Origin of the sequence: Ponticoccus litoralis, assembly GCF_039769985.1 — a bacterium.
GTDB lineage: Bacteria > Pseudomonadota > Alphaproteobacteria > Rhodobacterales > Rhodobacteraceae > Ponticoccus > Ponticoccus litoralis.
On the sequence record NZ_JBDNCH010000002.1, the window covers coordinates 2,750,867 to 2,772,850 of the forward strand.

A 21,984-nucleotide genomic window follows, 5' to 3' on the forward strand; every position below is an offset into this window, starting at 1 on the left:
TTTCTTCTGTCTTGAAATATCCCGGGGAGCTGCGCAGCAGCGGGGCGGAGCCCCCATGGCGATGCATCTGCGGGCCCGTGTGACGGATCATGCGGCATCCCCCGAAAGCTCCCCCACGCCCATGGCACGGCGCAGGATGGCGTCTTCGGTGATCTGGTCGCCTGTCAGTTCCCCGGCGATATGGCCGCGGCCCATGACCATGACGCGGTTCGCTAGACCGATGATTTCGGGCAGTTCCGAGGAGACGACGATGACGCTTTTTCCCTGCGTGGCCAGCGCGGCGATGAAGTCGTAGATCTGTTGCTTGGTGCCGATGTCGATGCCGCGGGTGGGCTCGTCGATGATGACGATCTGCGGCTCGGCCAGCATGGTCTTGGCCAAGAGCAGCTTCTGCTGGTTGCCGCCCGAGAGGCTGCCCGCCAGCATGGTCCGGTCCTTGGCGCGGATGTCGAATTCCCCGGTGGCCTGCGTCAGGGCGCGGTCCTCGGCGGGTTTGTCGATGAACAGGCGCCCGAAGCGGTCGAGCGCCAGAAGGGTCAGGTTCTCGGTCAGGTCCTTGCCCAGAAGCAGGCCCTTTTCCTTGCGGTCCTCGGTCAGGTAGACCAGCCCCGCCTCGCGTGCCGCCAGCACCGAGCCGGGTTTCAGCGGCTTGCCGTTGATTTCGACCTGGCCGGTGATCGGGCGCAGGCCCGCGATGCCTTCCATCAGTTCCGTGCGGCCCGCGCCGACGAGACCGGCAAAGCCCAGCACCTCGCCGCGCCGCAAAGTGAAGGAGGCGTTGCGGACATGGCCGGGGACGGTGACATCCTCGACCCTCAGCACGATATCCTCCGAGGGCACGGGTTTCGCCGGGTAGAGGTCGGTCAGGTCGCGGCCCACCATGGCCTCTGCCATGGCGTGTTCGGTGAAGCCCCGGGCGGGGCGCGTGGTGATATGGGTGCCGTCGCGCAGCACGGTGACGCGGTCGGCGATGCGGGCGATCTCGTCCAGCTTGTGGCTGGTATAAAGGATCGCCGTCCCCTGCGCCTTCAGCCGCTCGATCTGCTTCAGCAGCACATCCGTTTCGCGGCCCGTCAGCACGGCGGTGGGTTCGTCCATGATCAGCACGCGGGCATTGCGCCCCAGCGCGCGGGCGATCTCGACCATCTGGCGGTTCGGCACCGACAGGTCGGCGACGCGGGCGCGCGGATCGACGGGGCATTCGAGCCGGGCCAGCCATTCGCGCGCCTCGGCCATCATGGCGCGGCTGTCGAGGAAGGGGCCGCGGCGTTTCTCGCGGCCCAGAAAGAGGTTCTCTTCGACCGTCAGTTGCAGGGCGAGGTTGAATTCCTGATGGATCATCAGGATGCCCGCCGCCTCGTACCGCGCGCTGGTCGGCGAAGGTGACGGGGGTGCCGTCCAGCTCCAGCCCGCCGGTGGTGGGCGAGAGGTAGCCGCCGAGGATCTTCATCATCGTCGACTTGCCCGCGCCGTTCTCGCCGATCAGGGCGTGGATCTCGCCGGGCCGCAGGTCGAAGTCGACGCCGTGCAGCACCTCGATCGGGCCGAAGCTGCGGGTCACCCCCTTTGCGGCGAGGACGGCTGTCACAGCTTCACCCGGGCGGCGTCGCGTTTCGAGGACCGCACGCAGGCATCCACGAAGCGCAGGCCCTCGACCCCGTCGTCGATCGTCGGGAAGAGCACGCCCTCGGGGACCGGATCGCCGGTGCGGGCGGCGCGGATGGCGGCGGCGGCCTCTGCGTAGATATTGGCGAAGGCCTCGTGGAAGCCCTCGGGGTGGCCCGGCGGGATGCGTGTCATGCGCCGGGACGCCTCGCAGGTCGCGGCGGAGGCCCGGGTCACCACCTGCGTCGTGCCGCCCAGAGGCGTGACATGCAGCGCGTTGGGCTGTTCCTGCCGCCATTCCAGCCCGCCCTTGGTGCCGAAGACGCGCAGGCGCAGATTGTTCTCCTGCCCCGCCGCGACCTGGCTGCACCAGAGCGACCCGCGCGCGCCGCCCGCGAACCGCAGCAGCACCTGCGCGTTGTCATCCACGCGCCGCCCGGGGACGAAGCTTTGCAGGTCGGCGGCCAGCGCCTCGGGCACCAGCGCCGTCACGAAGCGGGCAAGGTTCCACGCATGGGTGCCGATATCGCCGGTCGACCCGCCCGCGCCGGAGCGCGCCGGATCGGTGCGCCAGTCGGCCTGCTTGTTGTCGGGGGCAGGGGCCTCGGCCAGCCAGTCCTGCGCGTATTCCACCTGCACCAGCCGGATTTCGCCCAACGCGCCGGATGCCACACGGGCGCGCGCCTCGCGCACCATCGGGTAGCCGGTGTAGTTGTGCGTCAGGATGAAATGCGCCTGCGAGGCGTCGGCTGCGCGCTTCAGCCGCTTGGCGTCCGAGAGCGTTCCGGTCAGCGGCTTGTCGCAGATGACATGGATGCCGCGCCGCAGGAACTCGCGCGCGGCGGGCAGGTGCATGTGATTGGGCGTGACGATGGCCACCGCCTCGATCCCGTCCTTCAGCCGCGCCTCGCGCCGGGCCATCTGGGTGAAGTCGTCGTAGCTGCGGTCCTCGGGCAAGCCCAGCTCGGCGGCAGAGGCCCGCGCCTTCTCGGGTGTCGAGGACAGCGCCCCCGCGACCAGCCTGTAGTGCCCGTCCATGCGCGCGGCGAGGCGGTGCACGGCGCCGATCAGCGCGCCCTGTCCGCCGCCCACCATGCCTAGGCGGATCGGTCCGCTGCGGTCCCTGAACTTGCTCATCTGTCCAGCCCCAGCATGCGGCGGTTGGCGGCGTCGTCGGTGCCGCCGTCCGCGAAGTCGTCGAAGGCGCGCGGTGTCACGCGGATGATGTGGTCGCGCACGAATTGCGCCCCCTCGCGGGCCCCGTCCTCGGGGTGCTTGAGGGCGCATTCCCACTCGACCACCGCCCAGCCGTCGAAATCCATCGCGGCGAGCTTCGAGAAGATCGCGCCGAAATCCACCTGCCCGTCGCCCAGTGAGCGGAACCGCCCGGCGCGGTTCACCCAGGACTGGAAACCGCCGTAGACGCCCTGCTTGGCGGTCGGGTTGAACTCGGCATCCTTGACGTGGAAGGCGCCGATGCGCTCGGCGTAGGTGTCCAGATGCGCCACGTAATCAAGGCATTGCAGCACGTAGTGGCTGGGATCATACAGCATCATGGCGCGGGCATGGTTGTCCACGCGCTCGAGGAACATCTCGTAGCTGGCGCCGTCGTGCAGGTCCTCGCCGGGGTGGATCTCGTAGCAGAGGTTCACGCCATGGGCGTCCGCCAGGTCCAGCAGCGGGCGCCAGCGCTTGGCCAGCTCGTCGAAGGCAGCCTCGACGAGGCCCGCGGGCCGCTGCGGCCGGGGTAGATGTAGGGCCAGGCCAGCGCGCCCGAGAAGGTGGGCAGCGCGGTCAGGCCAAGATTGGCCGAGGCGCGGATGGCCTTTTCCACCTGATCCACGGCCCAGGCCTGCCGGGCGGCGGGGTTGCCGCGCACCTCGGGGGCTGCGAAGCCGTCGAAGGCCGCGTCATAGGCGGGGTGCACGGCGACAAGCTGGCCCTGAAGATGCGTCGACAGCTCGGTCACGGTGACGCCGTTCTCTTGCGCCTTGCCAGCCCAGTCCTCGCAATAACCCTTGCTCTCGGCGGCCTGTGCAAGGTCGATCAGCCGGGCGTCCCAGCTGGGCACCTGCACGCCCTCGTAACCGCAACCGGCGGCCCATGTGGTGATGCCGTCCCAGCTGTCGAAGGGCGCGTCATCGCCCGCGAACTGCGCCAGGAACAGCGCAGGGCCCTTGATGGTCTTCAAGATGTCCTCCCATGGCCGGTTGCCCGGCTCTTCGTGACGCCGCGTCTCCCCTCGCGGTGGTCATGAAATCGTTTACATGAGAGCCTGACAAAGGTTGCAATCGTTTACAAGGGAAATTTTACGGGCCATTGTGGAGCACCGCGAAAGGACGCCGATGGACCGCAGAACCGCCACGATTCAGGATGTTGCCCGCGTGGCGGGGGTGTCGACCGCCACCGTCAGCCGGACCCTGTCGAAGCCCGCGGTGGTGACGAAGGCGACACGGGACGCGGTGCTGAGCGCCGTGGCCGAGACCGGCTACCGCGTGAACACCACGGCCTCGAACCTGCGGCGCCAGCGCACCGGCTCGGTGATCGTGCTGCTGCCCAATATCGCCAATCCCTTCTTCGCGCAGATCCTCGCGGGGCTGTCCTCGGTCCTGACGCCCGCCGAATACGGCATGCTGATCGCCGACACGCAGTCCGGGCCGGACGCCGACGCGCGGCTGGCGCATTACCTCGCTTCGGGGCAGGCGGACGGGCTGGTGCTGCTGGACGGCACGCTGTCGGCGGAGGTGCTGGCCAGCCCCGCGCGCCCGCCCATCGTCATGGCCTGCGAATGGATGGGCAGCACGCTGCCCTCGGTCCGGGTCGAGAACGCCCGCGGCGGCGCGCTGGCGGTGGGCCACCTTGCAGAGCTGGGGCATCGCCGCATCGGCCATGTGACCGGCCCGCCGGACAATGTGCTGACGCAGACCCGGCTGGCGGGCTTTTCCGACGCGCTCCGCGCGCTCGGCCTGCCGCAGAACCCCGCCTGGGTGCTCGAAGGCGATTTCACCATGGACAGCGGCGCTGCCGCCGCCCGGGCCCGGCTGGCGCTGACGGACCGTCCGACCGGGCTGTTCCTGTCCTCGGACGAGATGGCCACCGGCTTTATCGGAGAGGTCCAGCGCGCGGGCCTGAACGTGCCGGGCGACGTCTCTGTCGTGGGCTTCGACAATATCGAGATCGCCCAGCACCTCGCACCGGGCCTGACCACCATCCGCCAGCCGCGCACGCAGATCGGCGTGCGCGCCGCCGAACTGCTTCTGACCATGATCGAAAGCAACAGCCGCGACGCGCCTTCGGAGATCATCGCGGTCGAACTCATCCGCCGCGGCAGCGCCGGCCCGCCGCCGGGCTGACCCACGCCGCCTTCAAGGCGCGCACATGTCTTCTTCGGTCCCGCAAATACCGCGGGGGGAGGGCGCAGCCGGGGGCAGAGCCCCCTTTGCCGCTCACAGGGCAGAGCCAGCCCATGGCTTCGAGAGGGCCGCGCCCCGCCTCGCCGCTCCGGGAAGGCACATCCGCCGCAACCTTTCCTCGGAACAGGGCTGCGTCCCGGCCCGGCCTTCAGCCCGCGCCGGGCGCCATGACCCCCGAGAGGAAGGCCTCCAGCGCGGTTGCCGGGTCGGGCGAGAGATAGCCGCCTTCCTGCACGATCACCGCGGGCAGGCCGCTGCCGGCGATCAGCCGCCCGGCGCGGCGAAAGCCGTCGAAGGTGATCTTCATGCCCTGCAGCGGGTCGTTTTCATGCGCATCCAGCCCGAGGCTGACCACAAGGGCGCCCGGGGCGAAATCCGCCACGCGCGCCAGCCCGGCCTCGATGGCGGCGATCCAGGCGTCGTCCCGGGTCGTGCGGGGCATCGGCAGGTTCAGGTTGAACCCCGCTCCGGCGCCGGTGCCGGTCTCTTCGGCGTAGCCGGTGAAGAAGGGGTAATAGGCGCGGGTCTCGGCATGGACCGAGAGGGTCAGCACGTCGCTGCGGTCGTAGAAGATCTCCTGCGTGCCATTGCCGTGGTGCACGTCGATGTCCAGCACCGCGACCCGGTCGTGTGCGCCGCGCAGATGCGCCGCGGCGATGGCCGAGACGTTCAGCAGGCAGTGCCCGGCGGCCACCTCGGCCCCGGTGTGGTGGCCCGGCGGGCGGCACAGCGCATAGGCGGCGGGGGCGCCCGCCAGCACCGCCTCGGCGGCGGCCACCGCGCAATCGGCGGCGCGGCAGGTGGCCTGCCAGCTTTCCGGCCCGATGGGGGCAGAGGTGTCGCCCATATGCCAGCCCGCCCGCGCCACGACGCTGTCGGGGTAGGTCAGCGGCGCGCCGCGCGGAAAGACATTGGCCACCACCTCGGGCCCGGCGCCGGGCAGGCGCTGCCACTCGGCCCAGGCGGTTTCGAGGAAGGCCAGTGAAGCGCTTCGTGTGCACCGCCTCCAGCACGCTGCGCGGCGCCGACGGAGGCGAGACCGTGGCAAGCCCCAGCCGCTCCAGCCCGGCCAGCAGCAGGCGCGCGCGCTCTGCCTGTTCGGCATTGCGGGCGACGGCGCCATGGGACAGGCGGAAGATCGGATCGTGGGCCTCTGTCTCAGGGGCATAGAAACAGTGCATCGGGGCAGGGGTCCTTTGGCTGGGCGTCCGGGCGAGGGTTTCGTGCCCGTGCCCGGCTGTCAAGCGGTCCGGGCGGGAGGCGCAGACCCATCCGGCACCCGGCCCGGAACCGCGGGGCGGCCCCTGCGGAAGGCCCGGCGGCGCGTGCGGGGAACGGCCTTCGAAGGCCGTTCAAAGCCGGTTCGAACCGGCTTTGAACGCCGCAGGCGCCGCAGCGGCGCGGGGAGGCCTGCTCGATCTAGACCGGCACGACGTCGACGTGATGCCGGGTGTCGTGTGCGCCCGCGCTGGTCAGGGTGCCGCGCACCGGGGCGACATCGGCATAGTCGCGCCCCAGCGCCACCATCACGTGATCGGTGCCCACGCGCATGTCGTTCGTGGGGTCGATCTGTACCCAGCCCAGCTCTGTTCCGCACCAGGCGCGGACCCGGCGTGCATGGCGTCGGCGCCTTCCAGCCGGGGCTTGCCCTCGGGCGGCACGGTGCGCAGAAAGCCCGAGACGTAGCCTGCCGGGATGCCGACCGCGCGCAGCGCCGCGATGGTGACATGGCTGATGTCCTGACAGACGCCCCGGCGGTTGCGGAAGGCCTCGGCGGGGTCGGTGCGCACGTCCGTGGCGGTCGGGTCGAAGTCGAACTCGGCGTGCATCTGCCGCGAGATCGCCTCGGACCGCCGTCAGCGCCGACATCGCCGGAGCGGTCACGGCGCGGGCAAAGGCGGTGATCTCGGGCACCGGCTGCACGCGCTCGGATGCGCCGATGAAATGATGCGGGGCACCCGGCCCGAGGTCGCCGATCTCTGCCATCTCCTCGCCAAGCGCTGCCAGCGGGCAGGACAGGTCGAGCCCCTCGGGGACGCCTATGCGTTCCACCCGCCCGCTGTAGCGGAAGGTCAGCCGGTCCGTCGGCGCGTCATGGGCGACCTCGCAGATCGCATTGCCGAAGAAATCCGTCCAGTCGCGGCGCGTCGCCGGGGCCGGGTCGATGGTCAGCAGGCCCGACACCAGCCGCTGGTCGGGCCGGTTCAGCGGCTGCATCCGCAGCAGCGTCCGGGCCGAACGCGCCGGGTTCTGGTAACGGTAGTGGATCGCGAGGGTGATGTCGTAGAGCTGGGACATGGCTCAGCTCAGGTACTGCGCGGTGATGCTGTCCGAGATCGCCCAAAGCTCGGACCGCAGGGTCAGGAAATCATCGGTGCCCGTGGTCTCGGGCGAGGCGACGGACAGGTCGGTGTGCAGCGTCAGGAGGGCCCGCGCCACCGGGCTGAGCTGGGTGGTGAACTGCCGGTGCGGCAGGGCAAGCTGTTGTGCGCGCAAGAGGTTCACCTGAAAGACCAGAGAGATCGGGTTTTCCGGGTCCAGCGCCAGCAGGTCGATCAGCGTGTTGCGGTTGATCTCGACCGAGTAGCGGCGGCGGTGGGTCATGACGCTGTCGCCGATCTCGATGCACAGGTCGTAGCTGCCCTGCGGCGCCTCGGGCGTGGCGAAGCGGTGCAGCAGGCTGCACATCTGGATGCCGCGTTCCACGGCGCGGCCCATGGTCATGAAGCGCCAGCCCGAGAAGCGGAACATGTTGTCGTTCGAGATCCCCGCGAAGGCCGCGAGGATGCGCAGCAGGCGCCCCATGTTGCGGGCGGTCTCTTCGCCGGGGCGGCTGTCCTTGGCGATGCGGCGGACCTCTTGCGAGAGGTCGTCGAGCGCGTGCAGACCGTCGTCGGAAAAGCGGTCGCGTACCTTGCCGGCGCAGAAGCCGGTGGCATCCATCAGGGCCAGCAGGGAGGCCGGCACCGGCTGGGTCGCCGGGTCCGGGGCCTTGCCGAAGGTGGCGAGGTGTTTGCCCAGCTCGCGCATCATTGGCATGGGCGTCGGACCCGCGGTTTCCAGCCGCAGGTGATAGGCGCGCAGCGCGCGGATCTGCGCGTTGGCCCGCTCGACGTAGCGGCCCAGCCAGTACAGGTTGTCGGCGGCGCGCGCGGGCAGGCGGCCCGGCATCCGGCGGATGAACGGCCCCTTGCGCGTCGCCACCAGCGAGTCGAAATCGGCGGGTTTCCCGCCCGTCACCCAGACGTCCGAGACCGATCCCCCCGCCTGCATGGCCAGCGCCGTGGGGTCCTCGGTCTTGCCGATGCGGGCGTAGCCGCCGGGCATGACGGTCCAGCCCTGTGGCGTGCGCACGGCGAAGACGCGCACCACCATCGGGCGCGGCACAAGCTGGCCGTCGATCATGGCGGGCGTCGTCGACAGGGTCACCGCCTGCTGCGCCACCAGATCGTGGCCTTCGGCGTCCAGCCATTGACGCACCGGCGGATGCGCCGAAGAGCGGAACCTGCCGCCAAGCGCCGTGGCGCTGTCGATGTCGAAGGGCAGCTGCGTGGACATCGCCCGCCCGATCATCATCTTCTCGAAATTCTCGCGGACGTAGGATAGTTCTTTGTCCCGGCCGCACCACCAGGTTGCGATATTGGGCAGCGCCAGCGGCGCACCGGTCAGGGCCTGCGCGATGCGCGGCAGGAAGGCCATCAGCGCCCGTGCCTCCAGCACCCCCGACCCCAGCGCGTTGAGCATCGACACCGAGCGGTTGCGCAGCGTGCCGACAAGGCCGGGCGTGCCAAGCGCCGAGGTCTCGTCCAGTTCCAGCGGGTCGGCGGAACGCGAGTCGAGCCTGCGCCAGAGCACACTGACCGGTTCCAGCCCGTTGATGGTGCGCACCATCAGGCGCCCGTCGACGGCGCGCAGGTCCTCGCATTCCAGCAGCAGAAAGCCGAGGTAGCGCGCGATATAGGCGTGTTCGAAATAGGTGTCGGTGTGCTGCCCCGGTGTCAGGATCGCCACGCGCCCCTCGCCGTCCTGCCGCAGCGCGTTCATGGCGTCGCGGAACTCGCGGAAGAACCCGGCAAGGCGGCGGACGTTGGCGTCGGGCATGAAGTCGTGGAAGATCCGCGCCGTGGCCATGCGGTTTTCCAGCGCGAAGCCCGCGCCGGATGGCGCCTGCGTGCGATCGCCCAGCACCAGCCAGCCGCCGTCCGGCGAGCGCCCGACCTCGAAGGCCAGCACGTGCAGATAATGCCCGTCGCGCGGCTGCACGCCCACCATGGGGCGCAGCCATTCCGGGTTCGAGGCCACCAGCGAGGCGGGCAGTAGCCCGCGCCGCACCAGGTCGCCGGGGCCGTAGAGGTCGGCCATGACCTTTTCCAGCACCTCGGCGCGCTGCGCCAGCCCGGCGGCGAGCGTATCCCATTCTTCCTCGGCGATGATCACCGGCAGGTGGCTCAGCGGCCAGTTGCGCACCGTCGAGCCTTCGGCGGTGTAGTGGCGGAAGTAGACGCCCGCATCCCGCAGGTACTGGTCGCCGCGGGCGAAATCCTGCGCGATATCGGCCGGGTCGTGGCGCGCAAGGTGGGTGATCAGCGGCTCCCACCCCGGGCGGATGCTGCCATCGGCCCGCAGAAGCTCGTCCGCCACGCCCTCGGGCGGGTGGTAGCTTTCCAGAAGCGCGTCCAGCCCCTCGTCCAGGGTGGCGGGTTCGTCCATCTCAGATCCCCGGTGCGCGGCGCAGGTCCAGAGTCATCGGGAATTCCGGGTGCCTCTGTTCCGGTGCCGGCCAGAAGCTGCCCGGCGTGTGGCCGAACTTCTCGAAGCGGGCAAGGCGGCGGGCATCGGCCTCGTTGGTGTTGACCGGGAAGGTGTCGTAGCTGCGCCCGCCCGGATGGGCCGCGTGATAGGTGCAGCCGCCGATGGACCGCCCGGCGTAGGTGTCGAAGATGTCGAACACCAGCGGCGCATTGACCGGCAGCACCGGGTGCAGCGCGTCGGCGGGTTGCCAGGCCTTGAAGCGCAGGCCGCCCACCTTGACGCCGCTTTCGCCGGTGTCGGTCAGCGGCACGGCGCGCCGGTTGCAGGTCACGATATAGCGGTCGGGGTTCAGCGTGGTCAGCTGCACCTGCATGCGTTCCACCGAGCTGTCGGTGTAGCGCACCGTTCCGCCGATGGCGCCGCGTTCGCCCAGCACGTGCCAGGGCTCCAGCGCCTGGTTGATCTGAAGGTGCACGCCCTGATACTCGACCTCTCCGGCGAAGGGGAAGCGGAACTCTTTCTGGGCCTCGTACCATTCCGGGCGGAAGTCGTAGCCGTGGTCAGAGAGGTCGCGCAGCACGTCCATGAAGTCGGCCCAGACAAAATGCGGCAGCATGAAGCGGTCGTGCAGCTGCGTGCCCCAGCGCACCGGCTTGCCCTTGATCGGGGCTTTCCAGAAGCGCGCGATCAGCGCCCGGATCAGCAGTTGCTGGGCCAGCGACATGCGCGCGTCGGGCGGCATCTCGAAGCCGCGGAACTCGACCAGACCCAGCCGCCCGGTGGGGCCGTCGGGCGAGAAGAGCTTGTCGATGCAGATCTCGGCGCGGTGGGTGTTGCCGGTCACGTCGATCAGGATGTTGCGCAGCAGGCGGTCCACCAGCCAGCGGCTGCGGCTGTGGCGCCTCGTCGCCCGGGTCGGGGATCTGCGACAGCGCGATTTCCAACTCGTAGAGGCTGTCGTGGCGGGCCTCGTCGATGCGCGGTGCCTGCGAGGTTGGCCCGATGAACATGCCGCTGAAGAGGTAGCTGAGCGAGGGATGCCGTTGCCAGTACAGGATCAGCGAGCGCAGCAGGTCGGGCCTGCGCAGGAAGGGCGAGTCGCCCGGCGTCTGGCCGCCCACGACGACGTGGTTGCCGCCGCCGGTGCCGGTGTGGCGCCCGTCGATCATGAACTTGTCGGCGCCAAGACGGCTTTGCCGGGCCTCCTCGTAGACGCCATTGGTGATTGCGACGCAGTCCTCCCAGCTTGCGGCGGGGTGGACGTTGACCTCGATCACGCCGGGGTCGGGGGCCACGCGGATCACGTTCAGGCGCGGGTCCTGCGGGGGCGCGTAGCCCTCGATGTGGATCGGCAGGCCAAGCTCTTCGGCGGTGGTCTCGGCGGCGGCGATCAGGTCGAGGTAATCCTCGAGCGTCTCGACCGGCGGCATGAACAGACACAGCCGCCCGTCACGCGGCTCGATGGCGATGGCGGTGCGCACGGGGCCTTCGAATGGGTCGAAGTGCTGCTGCTGCACCTCTTGCCGCTCTCCCAGCTCGCGCGCGGCACTGACGGGCTGGCTGCGGCCCGGGGTCTGCTCGGGTTCGACCAGCTTGCCCTTGTCCTTGCCGCCCTTGCCCTTCTTCTTCCCTTTCTTGCCCGCCTTGCCGGCAGCCTCTTCGGAGGCGATGCGTTCCAGTTCCTCCAGCAGGGCGCGGCGGCGTTCGGCGATCTCGGCGTGGAAATCGGGCAGATCCTCGCGCGGGACGGTGGGATCGGCGGGGTAGGTATAGGGATAGGACGAGGGCGGCACGTAGGGCAGGGTGCCCAGCGGCAGGCGGAAGCCCACGGGGCTGTCGCCGGGGATCAGATACAGGTGCCCGCGCCGGGTCTGCCACTTCTCGGACCGCCAGCGGCGGCCCAATGCCTTGGATTGCCAGCGCTGGATCGGCAGCACGAAGCCAGAGGCCGTGGTCAACCCCCGCTCGAAGACCCGCGCGATGCGCGCCCGCGCCTCGGGGTCCTTCAGGCGCGAATCCTCGGGCGTGACGTTCAGCGGCAGTTCGGCCTCTTTCAGGATCCACTCCGCCGGGTCCTCGTAGGCGGGCAGGGTGTAGTCCTCCTCCAGCCCGAGGTTGCCCGCGAAGGCCTTCATGAACTGCCCCGCCTGTTCGGCAGTGGCGTCCCCGGCGGTCTCGCGGGCGATCAGCGCGGGGTTCTTCCAGACCGGCTGGCCGTCGCGGCGCCAGAACAGCGAGAAGGTCCAGCGCGGCAGGGTCTCGCCCGGATACCACTTGCCCTGACCGTAATGCAGGAAACCGCCGGGCGCGAAGCGGTCGCGCAAGCGGCGGATCAGGTCGTCGGCCAGCCCGCGCTTCATCGGGCCGACGGCGGCGGTGTTCCACTCGCCGCTCTCGAAGTCGTCGATCGACACGAAGGTCGGCTCGCCACCCATGGTCAGGCGCATGTCCTCCTTCGCCATCTCGGCATCGACCTTTTGCCCCAGCGCATCCAGCGCCTGCCAGCTTTCCTCGGAAAAGGGCTTGGTGATGCGCGGGTGTTCGGCGACGCGGGTGACCGTCATGGCGAAGTCGAAGTCGGTCCTGGTGTCCTTGTGCCCGGAAAAGCCGCCGACGATGGGGGCTGCGTTGGAATAATGCGGCGTGGCGGCCAGCGGGATATGGCTTTCGCCGGTCAGCAGGCCCGAGGTCGGGTCCGAGCCCACCCAGCCCGCGCCGGGCAGGTAGACCTCGCACCAGGCGTGCAGGTCGGTGAAATCGTGGTCGGTGCCCGAGGGACCGTCCAGCGCGTCCAGATCCGGCTTCAGCTGGATCAGGTAGCCCGAGACGAAGCGCGTGGCGAAGCCCAGATGCCGCAAGAGGTGGATCAGCAGCCAGGATGTGTCGCGGCACGAGCCCGACCCCTTCGCCAGCGTCTCTTCCGGCGTCTGCACGCCCGGTTCCATGCGGATCAGGTAGTCGATGTGCTGTTCGAGCTTGGCGTTCACCTCGACAAGGAAATCGACCGTGCCCATGGTCTTGCGCGGGATGCCCTTGAGGTAGGTCTGGAAGGTCGGGCCGAACTCTTCGGTCTTGCGGTAGACCGCAAGGTCGCCCGCGATCTCTTCGGGGTAGGTGAAGGGCCAGTCCTTCGCCACGTCCTCGAGGAAGAAGTCGAAGGGGTTGTAGACGGTCATGTCCGCGACCAGATCGACCTCGATCCGGAATTCGGTCACCGGCTCGGGGAAGACGAAACGCGCCAGCCAGTTGCCGTAGATGTCCTGCTGGTGATTGACGAAGTGCCCCTCGGGGCCGACCTTCAGCGAATGCGAGATGACGCGGGTGCGGGAATGCGGCGCCGGGCGCAGGCGGATGATCTGCGGGCTCAGCCTGACCGGGCGGTCGTACTTGTAATGCGTCAGGTGGCGAATGCTTGCAGTGATGGCCATCGGATGTCCGTTTCTCCTGTCCCCCAAGGATAGAGCGCGGAAGGGCACCTGTGTAAACCCGCAGGGCAGGGGCGGTGCGGCGAGAGCGGCCCCCGGGGAGGCAGGCGGGCGAGCCCGATGCCTGTTTCTTGTGCAGGCGGGGCGGCCGGTGTCCCGGGCGGTCGTGGCGGTCGTGGCGGCCTTGCGCGACGGGGCCGGAACGGCCTTCCTCTCGACCCCGAATGTCGCGCTGCGGGAAACATCCTTCCGACAGGGGCGGCAGGGCAGAAAGGCCGTTCCCCGCGCCCGCCTGCAAGGTCTTGACGAAACCGTGACTCGGGCACCCGGATCTGCGCGCAAAAGCGCCGGAAATCCCCTTTTGCCCTTTGCCGTGGCGTGACATGCTCTAGGGTGAACGCGACTGGGGAAAAACAATCCGAACAACGGACGGGACATGCATGTGGGGTAAACGCGCGGCTGCGGCGCTTGTGGTCATGGGGCTTGGCGGCCAGGGGCAGGCGCTGGACAATCTGGAATTCCGCCTCGTCGGGCAAAAGAACGACGACCTTGTCGGGGCGCTGCGCGGTGCCTCGCTGCTGGTGGACCTGAAGTCCCGCGATATCGACGATACCCCCGACATCCTCTCTGCGGCGCAGGGCGATTATGCCCGCCTTGTCGAAACGCTCTATGCGCTGGGCTATTATTCCGCCGTCGTGAATATCCGCGTCGACGGGCGCGAGGCGGCCGAGATTTCGCCGCTCTCCGTGCCGGCGCGGATCTCGACGGTCACGGTGACGGTCGAGCCGCGCTCTGCCTTCACCTTCGGGCGCGCCGATATCGCGCCGCTGGCGCATGGCCGCGACCGGCCCGAGGGCTTCAGAACCGGTCAGCCCGCACTGGCGACCGTGGTGCGTGACGCGGCCAGCGGCGCCATCGACGGCTGGCGCGAGGAGGGCCACGCCAAGGCCGATCTGGCCGGGCAGGACATCGCCGCGCGCCACCGCGAGTCGCAGCTGGACGTGACGCTTCGGGTCGATCCCGGCCAGAAACTGAGTTTCGGCGACGTGATCGTGACCTCTGACAGCGCGGTGAAGGCGCCGCGCATCCGTCAGATCGCGGGCATCCCGCGCGGCGAGACCTTTTCGCCGGACGACGTCGAGAAGGCGGCAGAGCGCCTGCGCGCCACCGGCACCTTCCGCTCGGTCCAGGTGACGGAATCCGAGACCGTGAATCCCGATGCCTCGATGGATATCTTCATCGAGGTGGTCGACCAGAAGCCGCGCCGCTTCGGCGCCGGGCTGGAGCTGTCGTCGAACGAAGGGCTGGCGGTCTCTGCCTTCTGGCTGCACCGCAACTTCCTTGGCGGGGCCGAGCGGTTCCGCGTCGACGGGCAGGCGCGCCAGCTTGGCAATGTCGGCGGGCAGAAACCCGACTACCAGATCACCGCCCGGCTGGAACGGCCCGCGGTCTATGGCCCCGACACGCTGGCCTACCTTTTCACCGACCTCGAGTACGAGGAAGAGCCCGACTACATCTCGCGCAAGTTCGAGATCGGCATCGGCGCCTCGCGCGAGTTTTCGGACCAGGTGACCGGGGATCTCGGCATCACCTACATGCGCTCGCGGGTGACCGACCTCTACCTGCCGGGCGAACCGACGCGGGTGCTGAACGTGCTCAGCGTCCCGGCCTCGCTGACCGTGGACCGCCGCGACGACCCCCTGAACGCGACCGAGGGCTTTTACCTCAAGGTCGAGGCAGAGCCTTTCTACATGCTCAACGACGACCAGCCCGGCGCGCGGGTGTCGCTGGACACGCGCGGCTACCGCGCCTTCGGCGAGGCGCAGGCCGTGGTGCTGGCGGGGCGGTTGCAACTGGGCTCGCTGGTCGGACCGGACGCAGCCGATGCCCCGCCGAACGACCTGTATTACTCCGGCGGCGGCGGCACCGTGCGCGGCCATCCCTACCAGTCGCTCGACGTCGACTATGGCGGCAACAGCCTTGGCGGGCGCAGCTTCGTCGCGCTCTCGACAGAGCTGCGCGTCGACGTGACCGACAAGATCGGCGTCGTGGGGTTCTTCGACACCGGCTACGTCGGCCCCGAAAGCTTCTACGACGGCAGCGGCGACTGGCATTCCGGTGCCGGGCTGGGGCTGCGTTACGACACCCCCGTGGGTCCGATCCGCTTCGACGTGGCCGGGCCGGTGCAGGGCGATACCGGCGACGGGGTTCAGATCTATATCGGGATCGGGCAGGCCTTCTGATGACTTACCTCACGCGCGTTTTCACGCTTTTCATGGCCCTGTGCCTGCCCGCCATGCTGCCGGCGCAGGAGGCTGAAACGGACCGCGGCTTCATCCAGGGGCTGCTGGAGGACGCGCTGTCCGGCGAGGGCCGCAGCGTCCGCATCGTGGGCTTCGCGGGTGCGCTGAGTTCGCGTGCCACCATCGAGGAAATCACGGTCAGCGACCCGGACGGCATCTGGCTGACCATCTCCGACGTGGCGATGACCTGGAACCGCTCGGCGCTGCTGCGCGGGGCCATCGACATCGAGGAACTCACTGCCGCGCAGATCGACCTGCCGCGCCTGCCGCTTCCGGCGGAAGGCGCGGTTCCGACGCCCGAGGCCTCGGCGCCCTTTTCCCTGCCGGACCTGCCGGTCTCGCTGGTGCTGGAAGAGCTGTCGCTGGCGCGGGTGAACCTGGGCGAGGGGCTGTTCGGCGAAGCCGCGTCGCTGACCGTCGAGGGCACGGCGCAATTGGCGGATGGCGAGGGGCAGGCGGACCTGCAGGTCCAGCGGCTGGACAAGGGCGGCGAGATCGCCTTTCGCGGCGCTTACAGCAATACCTCGCGGGTGCTGGGGCTGACCCTTTCGGTGCAGGAACCCGAAGAGGGCATCGTCGTCAACCTGCTGAACCTGCCGGGGCGGCCCTCGCTGGCGCTGACGCTTGAGGGCAACAGCCCGATCGACAATTTCGATGCACAGCTACAGCTGGCCACCGACGGGCAGGAACGCCTTGCGGGCAACGTGATCCTGCGTGCCGATGCCGAGACCGAGGCGCGCCGCTTCCGTGTCGATATCGGCGGGGACATCGCGCCGGTCGTGGCCCCGGCCTACCGCGACTTCCTCGGCGACGAGGTGCGGCTGGTGGCCGAGGTCGCGCAGGACGTCGACGGGCGCGTCGCGCTGAACGAGCTGGAGCTGAGCGCGCAGGCCCTGACCCTGACCGGAGAGGCGGCCATCGGGGCCGACGGCTGGCCCGAGACGCTGGACCTTCAGGGCCGCATCGTGCCGCCCTCGGGCGACGAGGTGCTGCTGCCGGTTTCCGGCGCCGACACCTACGTGCAGTCCGCCACCCTGTCGGGCACCTTCGACGCCAGCGCGGGCAACGGCTGGCGGCTGGAGGCGCGTGTCGCGGGCCTGCGCCAGCCGGCGATGCAGATCGACACCCTGTCGCTGACCGGCGGCGGCGAGATCTCGCGCCAGACCAACCGCGTCGACGGGTCGCTTGCCCTGAACGCCTCGGGGCTGGATCTGACGGATGCGGCGCTGGCGCAGGCGGTCGGCAACAGCCTGCGCGGCGCGCTGCGGTTCGACTGGCAGCCGGGATCGCCGCTGATCCTGGACGAGATCGAGCTTGCGGGCGGCGACTACGGCGTGACCGGGGCCGTCACCGTCTCGGCGCTGGACACGCTCAATCCCATCGTGTCGCCCGACATCACCCTGCGCACCGAAGACCTGTCGCGCTTTGCCGCGCTGGCGGGGCTGGCGCTGTCGGGCGGGGCCGAACTGGGCATCGACGGCGGGCTCGAGCCGCGCTCGGGGGCCTTCGACATCGATGTGCGCGGCACCACGCGCGACCTGGCGCTTGGCATCCCGCAGGCGGATACGCTGCTGGCGGGTGTCGGGTCGGTTGCGCTTCAGGCGCGGCGCAACGAAGAGGGCCTCGTGGTCGATCCGCTGCGGATCGCCACGCGGGCGGCAGAGATCAACGGCACCGCGCGCCTCGCCTCGGGCGCCAGCACGGCGCGGCTGGACGCGGTCATCAACGAGACCGGCGACGTGCTGCCCGGTCTCTCGGGGGCGTCGACGCTGGTCGCGACGCTGGGCCAGACCGGCGACAGTTTCGATATCGACGCCGACGTGACGATCCCCGGCGCGGCGCGCGTCAACTACGTGGGCAACATCCAGACCAACCTGCCTCTGGGCATGCAGATCGCCGGGCGGGCCGAGGCCATGGTCACGCGGCTGGGCGCCTTTTCCGAGCTGGTGGGGCGCGACCTTGGCGGGTCCGCCGAACTGGTGATCGAGGGCACGGGCAACCCGCAGGCCCTGACCTTCGACCTGACCGCCAATGGCACCACGCGGGACGTAGAGGTGCAGATTCCGGCGGTGGATTCCCTGCTGGCGGGGCAGAATGGCATCCGCTTCATGGGCAGCCGCACGGATACCGGTCGGATGGAGATCACCCGGCTGGAGATCGACGGCGCCACCGATGCCTCTTTCGCGGGGATCGTGATGGGCGACAGCCTTGAAACGCTGGACGTGGATGGACGCCTGACCGCCTCCGTTCCGGACCTCGGGCGCTTTTCCGGCGTGACCGGGCGGTCGATGTCGGGGGCGGCCTCGGTGGACCTGACTGTGGACGGGCCGGTGATGCAGGGGCCGCTGACGGTGACGGGCAATGCCACGGCGCAGGACGCGGTGCTGGGGCTCGAGGCCATCGACCCGGTGCTGCAGGGGGCAAGCCGGATCGACCTCGATGCCGCCCGGGCCGAAGACGGCACGATCACCGTCACCCGGCTGCAGACGCAGGGCGCGGCCAATGCCAGCTTTACCGGCACCGTTGCGGGCTTCGACCCGCAGGCGCCGGAGGATCTGGACAGCCTTGCCGTGGACGGGCGCCTGACGGCGGATGTGCCGCAGCTTTCGCGGTTCTCGCGGTTGGCCGGACGCGATCTGGCGGGCTCTGCCACGGCGGATGTGACGGCGCAGGGGCAGGTGCTGCAGGGGCCGCTTTCGGTCGAGGCCATCGCCACCGCGCGCGGCGTCGCCATCGGCATGGGTCAGGTGGATCTCGCTTCTGGGCGGCGAGACGCGCCTTGACCTGAAGGGCAGCCGCGACGCGACGGGTGTCTATACGGTGGAGCGGCTGCAGACGTCCGGAGCGGTCAATGCGACCTACAACGGTACCCTGCAGGTGGCCGAGGGCGATGCCGCGCTGGATGGTTCTCTTGTCGGCGATATTCCCAACCTCGCGGCCCTGTCGGGGCTTGCGGGACGGCGGCTTGGCGGGTCGGTGCGCTTCGACGCCGAGGTGCAGGGGCAGGCGCTGAGCGGGCCGCTGTCGCTGCGGGCCGATGTGACGGCGCAGAACCTCGTGACCGCGGTCGAGACCGCTGACCGCCTGCTGCGCGGCACAACGACCGTGAACCTGCAGGCCGCGCGGGACGCCAACGGCCTGCTCAGGATCGAGCGCGGCGTGCTGGATGCCAGCGGCATCGACGCCACCGTGTCCGGGCAATACGCCTCTTCGAATGCCAATGTGACGCTGGATGTCTCGGTGCCGAATGTCGGGCTGATCGTGCCCGACCTGCAGGGCGGCGGCACGGTGCGCGGCACCGTCAGCCATTCCGGCGGCCCGTGGCAGGTGAACCTGACCGGCACCGGTCCGGGCAGCATCGGCGCCACCGCGCGCGGGTCGATCGCGCAGGACTTCGGCTCTGCCAACCTGTCGCTGAACGGCTCGGCGCCGCTGGCGCTGGCGAACGAGCGGATTGCGCCGCAGGTTCTTACCGGCGTGCTGAACTTCGACATCGGCGTGAACGGGCCGCTGGCGCTGTCCTCGGTGTCCGACCGCGTCAGCACCGATGGCGCGCGGCTTGCCGTGCCCTCGGTCTCGTTGGTGATCGACGGGCTCTCGGGCGCGGTGCGGCTGTCCGGGGGCAGCGCGCAGGTGGAGCTTGGCGGCAGGCTCTCGTCCGGCGGCCAGCTGCGGGTCAGCGGCCCGGTGACGCTTTCGCCGCCCTTCAACGCCAACCTGACGATACAGCTGATCGAGGCGGTGCTGCGGCAGGCCGACCTGCTGGAGACCACGGCCAACGGCACGGTGACGATGAACGGCGCGCTGACCGGCGGCGCCCAGATCGGCGGCGTGATCAACCTTGGCGAGGTCGAGGTGCGGATCCCCAACCTTGGCGCCTCCTATTCGGCGCTGGACGGGCTGCGCCATATCGACCCGCCTGCCGATGTGCAGCGCACGCTGGCCTTCGCCGGGCTGAACGGTTCGGGCCGCGAAAGCACCGGAGGGGCGGCGGCAGCGCCGTGGCCTATCCGATCAACCTGAGGGTCAATGCGCCGAACCAGATCTTCGTGCGCGGGCGTGGTCTGGATGCCGAGCTTGGCGGCTCCCTGCTGCTGACCGGCACGACGGCGAACCTTGTCCCGCAGGGGCAGTTCGACCTGATCCGCGGGCGGCTGGATCTTCTGGGGCGGCGTCTGGACCTGACCGACGGATCGGTCAGCCTGCGCGGCAGCTTCGACCCCTATGTCCGCTTCGGCGCCTCGACGCAGGTCGAGGACACGATGATCACCATCCGGATCGAGGGCTTCGCCTCGGAGCCGGACCTGCGGGTGACCTCGGACCCGGAACTGCCCGAGGACGAGGCGCTGTCCTTCTTCCTGTTCGGACGTTCGGTGACCAACCTCTCGCCGCTTCAGGCGGTGCAGCTGGCGGCGGCGGTGCGGACGCTGTCGGGGCAGGGCGGGCTTGGCCTGACCGAGAACCTGCGCAGCGGACTGGGGGTCGACAACCTCGACATCGGCACCGATGCGGACGGCAATGCGCAGGCGACGGTGGGCAAGTATCTCTCGGACAATATCTACACCGACGTGACGGTGGGGAGCGACGGCACCTCGCAGATCAACCTGAACCTTCAGGTGAACCCCAATGTGACGGTGCGTGGGCGCGTCGGGTCGGATGGCGACACCGGGCTGGGGGTGTTTTTCGAAAGGGACTACTGAAGCGCGCCCTGTCGGGCGGGGCGCTGCGGGGCAGCGTCGGATTTCGGTATTTGGACCAAGAAGAAGCCCAGGGTTGCGATCGGGATTGCAGCGTGCCGCGCTTTGCGGGCGGGGCCGAGGGCGGTTTGATCGCAGAGGGGCTGGTTCAGCCCTCCCCGTAGAGTGCGGGCATGTCCCGCGCGCGTCCGCCGAGACCCAGCGAGGCGCGCCACAAGAGCCGTGCGTGGCGGTCGGGCAGGGTCTGTGCTGCCGTTCCGTCCGGGAGGAGGGCTGACCAGGCCGGGCCGGGCAGGTCGCGCATGTCCACGTCCAGATGCCGCGCGGTATGGGCGAAGAGGGCGCGCAGGGCGCGCGGCGGCAGGGTTGCGCCAAGCGCCTGTTCCGCATCGCGCTGTGCCGCGCTCTCCCACATCGGCTGGCCCGCGAGAAGGCGCGTGCAGGCCCGCGCGTGGTAGCCGAGTATGGCGATGGTCTCTGCGATCTGACCGGACAGCGCGCTGTCGGGCAGGGCGTCGATCAGGCGCGCCACGGCGGCATTGCCGCGCCGCATCCTGAGCAGGGCGTCGGCGGGGGCTTCGGGGGCGTCATAGCGCGCGCCTGCGCCCTGCCGGGCGCGCAGCGCCGCGCGCGGGTCGGTCATCCGCCGACCTGGCTGCGCATGAACTGCAGCCGCTCCATGATCGGGGCGTCGGAGAAGCGGAAGAGGTCGAATTGGGTCTCGGCCTCCAGCGACCACTGGCACCAGGAGGGGGCGACGAAGATGTCGCCCTTGTCCACCGCGTGGCGGGTGCCGTCCAGCACCACCGCGCCGCGCCCCTCGAAGACCTGAAAGACCGTCGAGCCGACCTCGCGCCGCGCCTCGGTCTGGGTGCCCTCGCGCAGGCGGTGAAATTCGCAGCGGATCGTCGGCATAACGTCGCCCCCGGTGGTCGGGTTGACGTAGCGCACCGCCGCATGGCCCGGTGCGACGGTGGCCAGGTGGCCCTCGTCCTCCAGGAGCAACTGCTCGGTCAGGGCGCGGTCCGTGTGCTCCCAGCGGAAGGCGGCCAGCGGCGAGGACACGGTATCCTGCAGCTGTGACAGGGGCCTGAGGCCGGGGTTGGCCCAAAGCCGCTCCCCGCGCGAGAAGTTGGGCGTGGCGTAGTCGGTGACCTTGTCGGCGCCGAATTCGAAGAAACCCACGTCCATCTGCTGGCTGAAGGGGATGTCCAGCCCGTCGATCCAGGCCATGGGCGCGTCGCGGTCGTTGTGGTGGCCGTGGAAGTTCCAGCCCGGCGTCAGCAGCAGGTCGCCGCGCGACATGCGCACCGGGTCGCCGTTGACCACGGTCCAGACGCCTTCGCCTTCGACCACGAAGCGGAAGGCATTCTGGGAATGGCGGTGTTCCGGGGCGGTCTCGCGCGGGCCGAGGTACTGCACGGCAGCCCAGAGCGTCGGCGAGACATAGGCCTTGCCACCCAGCCCGGGGTTCGCCAGCCCGATGGCCCGCCGCTCGCCGCCGCGCCCCACCGGCACCAGTCGCCCCGAAGCCTCTGCCAGCGGCAGCAGCACCGACCACTTCCAGACATGCGGAACGGCCCGGGGCTTGGGATGCATGGGCATCAGGTCGCCGGTCTGGGTCCAGAGCGGGTTCATGTGGTTCTCGGCAAACCCCCTGTAAAGCGCCCGCAACTCGGCGCTGTCCTCGGGCATCATGCCATGCGCCACCGTGTCGTGATCCAGATCCTCGCCCATGCGACCCTCCTCCCGGTCGGTGTTTCTTCTGTCCGAAAATATCCCGGGGAGT

The 21,984-nt window shown here is 69.7% G+C and carries 11 protein-coding genes and 3 pseudogenes; 5 read left to right on the forward strand and 9 right to left on the reverse strand.

Annotation, left to right across the window (positions count from 1 at the left end; genetic code table 11):
* Positions 1 to 87: 87 nt before the first annotated feature.
* The 3 genes and pseudogenes from ABFB10_RS14725 to ABFB10_RS14735 form a co-directional block, all read right to left on the reverse strand.
* A pseudogene (locus ABFB10_RS14725) lies at positions 88 to 1,588 on the reverse strand (sugar ABC transporter ATP-binding protein).
* Entirely contained in the window at positions 1,585 to 2,742 is a 1,158-nt protein-coding gene (locus tag ABFB10_RS14730; protein ID WP_347167072.1) for a Gfo/Idh/MocA family protein, read from the reverse strand. The pseudogene ABFB10_RS14725 and the gene ABFB10_RS14730 overlap by 4 nt, the downstream one beginning before the upstream one ends.
* A pseudogene (locus ABFB10_RS14735) lies at positions 2,739 to 3,796 on the reverse strand (sugar phosphate isomerase/epimerase family protein). The gene ABFB10_RS14730 and the pseudogene ABFB10_RS14735 overlap by 4 nt, the downstream one beginning before the upstream one ends.
* A 154-nt stretch (positions 3,797 to 3,950) precedes the next feature.
* On the opposite strand from ABFB10_RS14735, the gene ABFB10_RS14740 reads away from it, so the two are divergent.
* A complete protein-coding gene (locus ABFB10_RS14740; RefSeq protein ID WP_347167073.1) occupies positions 3,951 to 4,958 on the forward strand; it encodes a LacI family DNA-binding transcriptional regulator in 1,008 nt (335 codons plus the stop codon).
* A 208-nt stretch (positions 4,959 to 5,166) separates the two neighbouring features.
* Here the strand turns inward: ABFB10_RS14740 and ABFB10_RS14745 are convergent, their stop codons facing one another.
* From ABFB10_RS14745 to ABFB10_RS14765, 4 genes and pseudogenes are all read right to left on the reverse strand, one after another.
* Positions 5,167 to 5,937, reverse strand: coding sequence for a histone deacetylase family protein (locus ABFB10_RS14745; RefSeq protein WP_347167074.1), 771 nt, complete (start codon positions 5,935 to 5,937; stop codon positions 5,167 to 5,169).
* 500 nt (positions 5,938 to 6,437) lie between these two features.
* On the reverse strand, positions 6,438 to 7,316 hold the full coding sequence (locus ABFB10_RS24185; protein WP_430523019.1) for a transglutaminase N-terminal domain-containing protein: 879 nt from the start codon (positions 7,314 to 7,316) through the stop codon (positions 6,438 to 6,440).
* Positions 7,317 to 7,319: 3 nt separating this feature from the next.
* Positions 7,320 to 9,728 carry a circularly permuted type 2 ATP-grasp protein gene (locus ABFB10_RS14760; RefSeq protein ID WP_347167075.1) on the reverse strand — a complete coding sequence of 803 codons (2,409 nt, stop codon included), beginning with the start codon at positions 9,726 to 9,728 and terminating at the stop codon, positions 7,320 to 7,322.
* Position 9,729: 1 nt separating this feature from the next.
* Positions 9,730 to 13,198: pseudogene (locus tag ABFB10_RS14765) on the reverse strand (transglutaminase family protein).
* Positions 13,199 to 13,635: 437 nt separating this feature from the next.
* Between ABFB10_RS14765 and ABFB10_RS14770 the strand changes: the two are divergent.
* The 4 genes from ABFB10_RS14770 to ABFB10_RS14785 are packed head-to-tail and all read left to right on the forward strand — an operon-like array spanning position 13,636 to position 20,198.
* Positions 13,636 to 15,438 carry an autotransporter assembly complex protein TamA gene (locus ABFB10_RS14770; RefSeq protein WP_347167076.1) on the forward strand — a complete coding sequence of 601 codons (1,803 nt, stop codon included), beginning with the start codon at positions 13,636 to 13,638 and terminating at the stop codon, positions 15,436 to 15,438.
* Positions 15,438 to 18,281, forward strand: coding sequence for a translocation/assembly module TamB domain-containing protein (locus tag ABFB10_RS14775; protein ID WP_347167077.1), 2,844 nt, complete (start codon positions 15,438 to 15,440; stop codon positions 18,279 to 18,281). The genes ABFB10_RS14770 and ABFB10_RS14775 overlap by 1 nt, the downstream gene beginning before the upstream one ends.
* A 37-nt stretch (positions 18,282 to 18,318) precedes the next feature.
* Positions 18,319 to 19,521, forward strand: a complete 1,203-nt coding sequence (locus ABFB10_RS14780; protein ID WP_347167078.1) for a translocation/assembly module TamB domain-containing protein — start codon at positions 18,319 to 18,321, stop codon at positions 19,519 to 19,521.
* Entirely contained in the window at positions 19,500 to 20,198 is a 699-nt protein-coding gene (locus ABFB10_RS14785) for a translocation/assembly module TamB domain-containing protein (protein WP_347167079.1), read from the forward strand. Before ABFB10_RS14780 ends, ABFB10_RS14785 begins: the two co-directional genes overlap by 22 nt.
* 145 nt (positions 20,199 to 20,343) lie before the next feature.
* On the opposite strand, the gene ABFB10_RS14790 is transcribed toward ABFB10_RS14785, so the two are convergent.
* Together ABFB10_RS14790 and ABFB10_RS14795 are read right to left on the reverse strand one after the other, a co-directional pair.
* Positions 20,344 to 20,838 (reverse strand): DinB family protein, encoded by a 495-nt coding sequence (locus ABFB10_RS14790; protein WP_347167080.1) that lies wholly within the window; start codon positions 20,836 to 20,838, stop codon positions 20,344 to 20,346.
* Positions 20,835 to 21,932: a cupin domain-containing protein gene (locus ABFB10_RS14795; protein ID WP_430523020.1), complete on the reverse strand. Its 1,098-nt coding sequence runs from the start codon at positions 21,930 to 21,932 to the stop codon at positions 20,835 to 20,837. Before ABFB10_RS14795 ends, ABFB10_RS14790 begins: the two co-directional genes overlap by 4 nt.
* Positions 21,933 to 21,984: the final 52 nt, after the last annotated feature.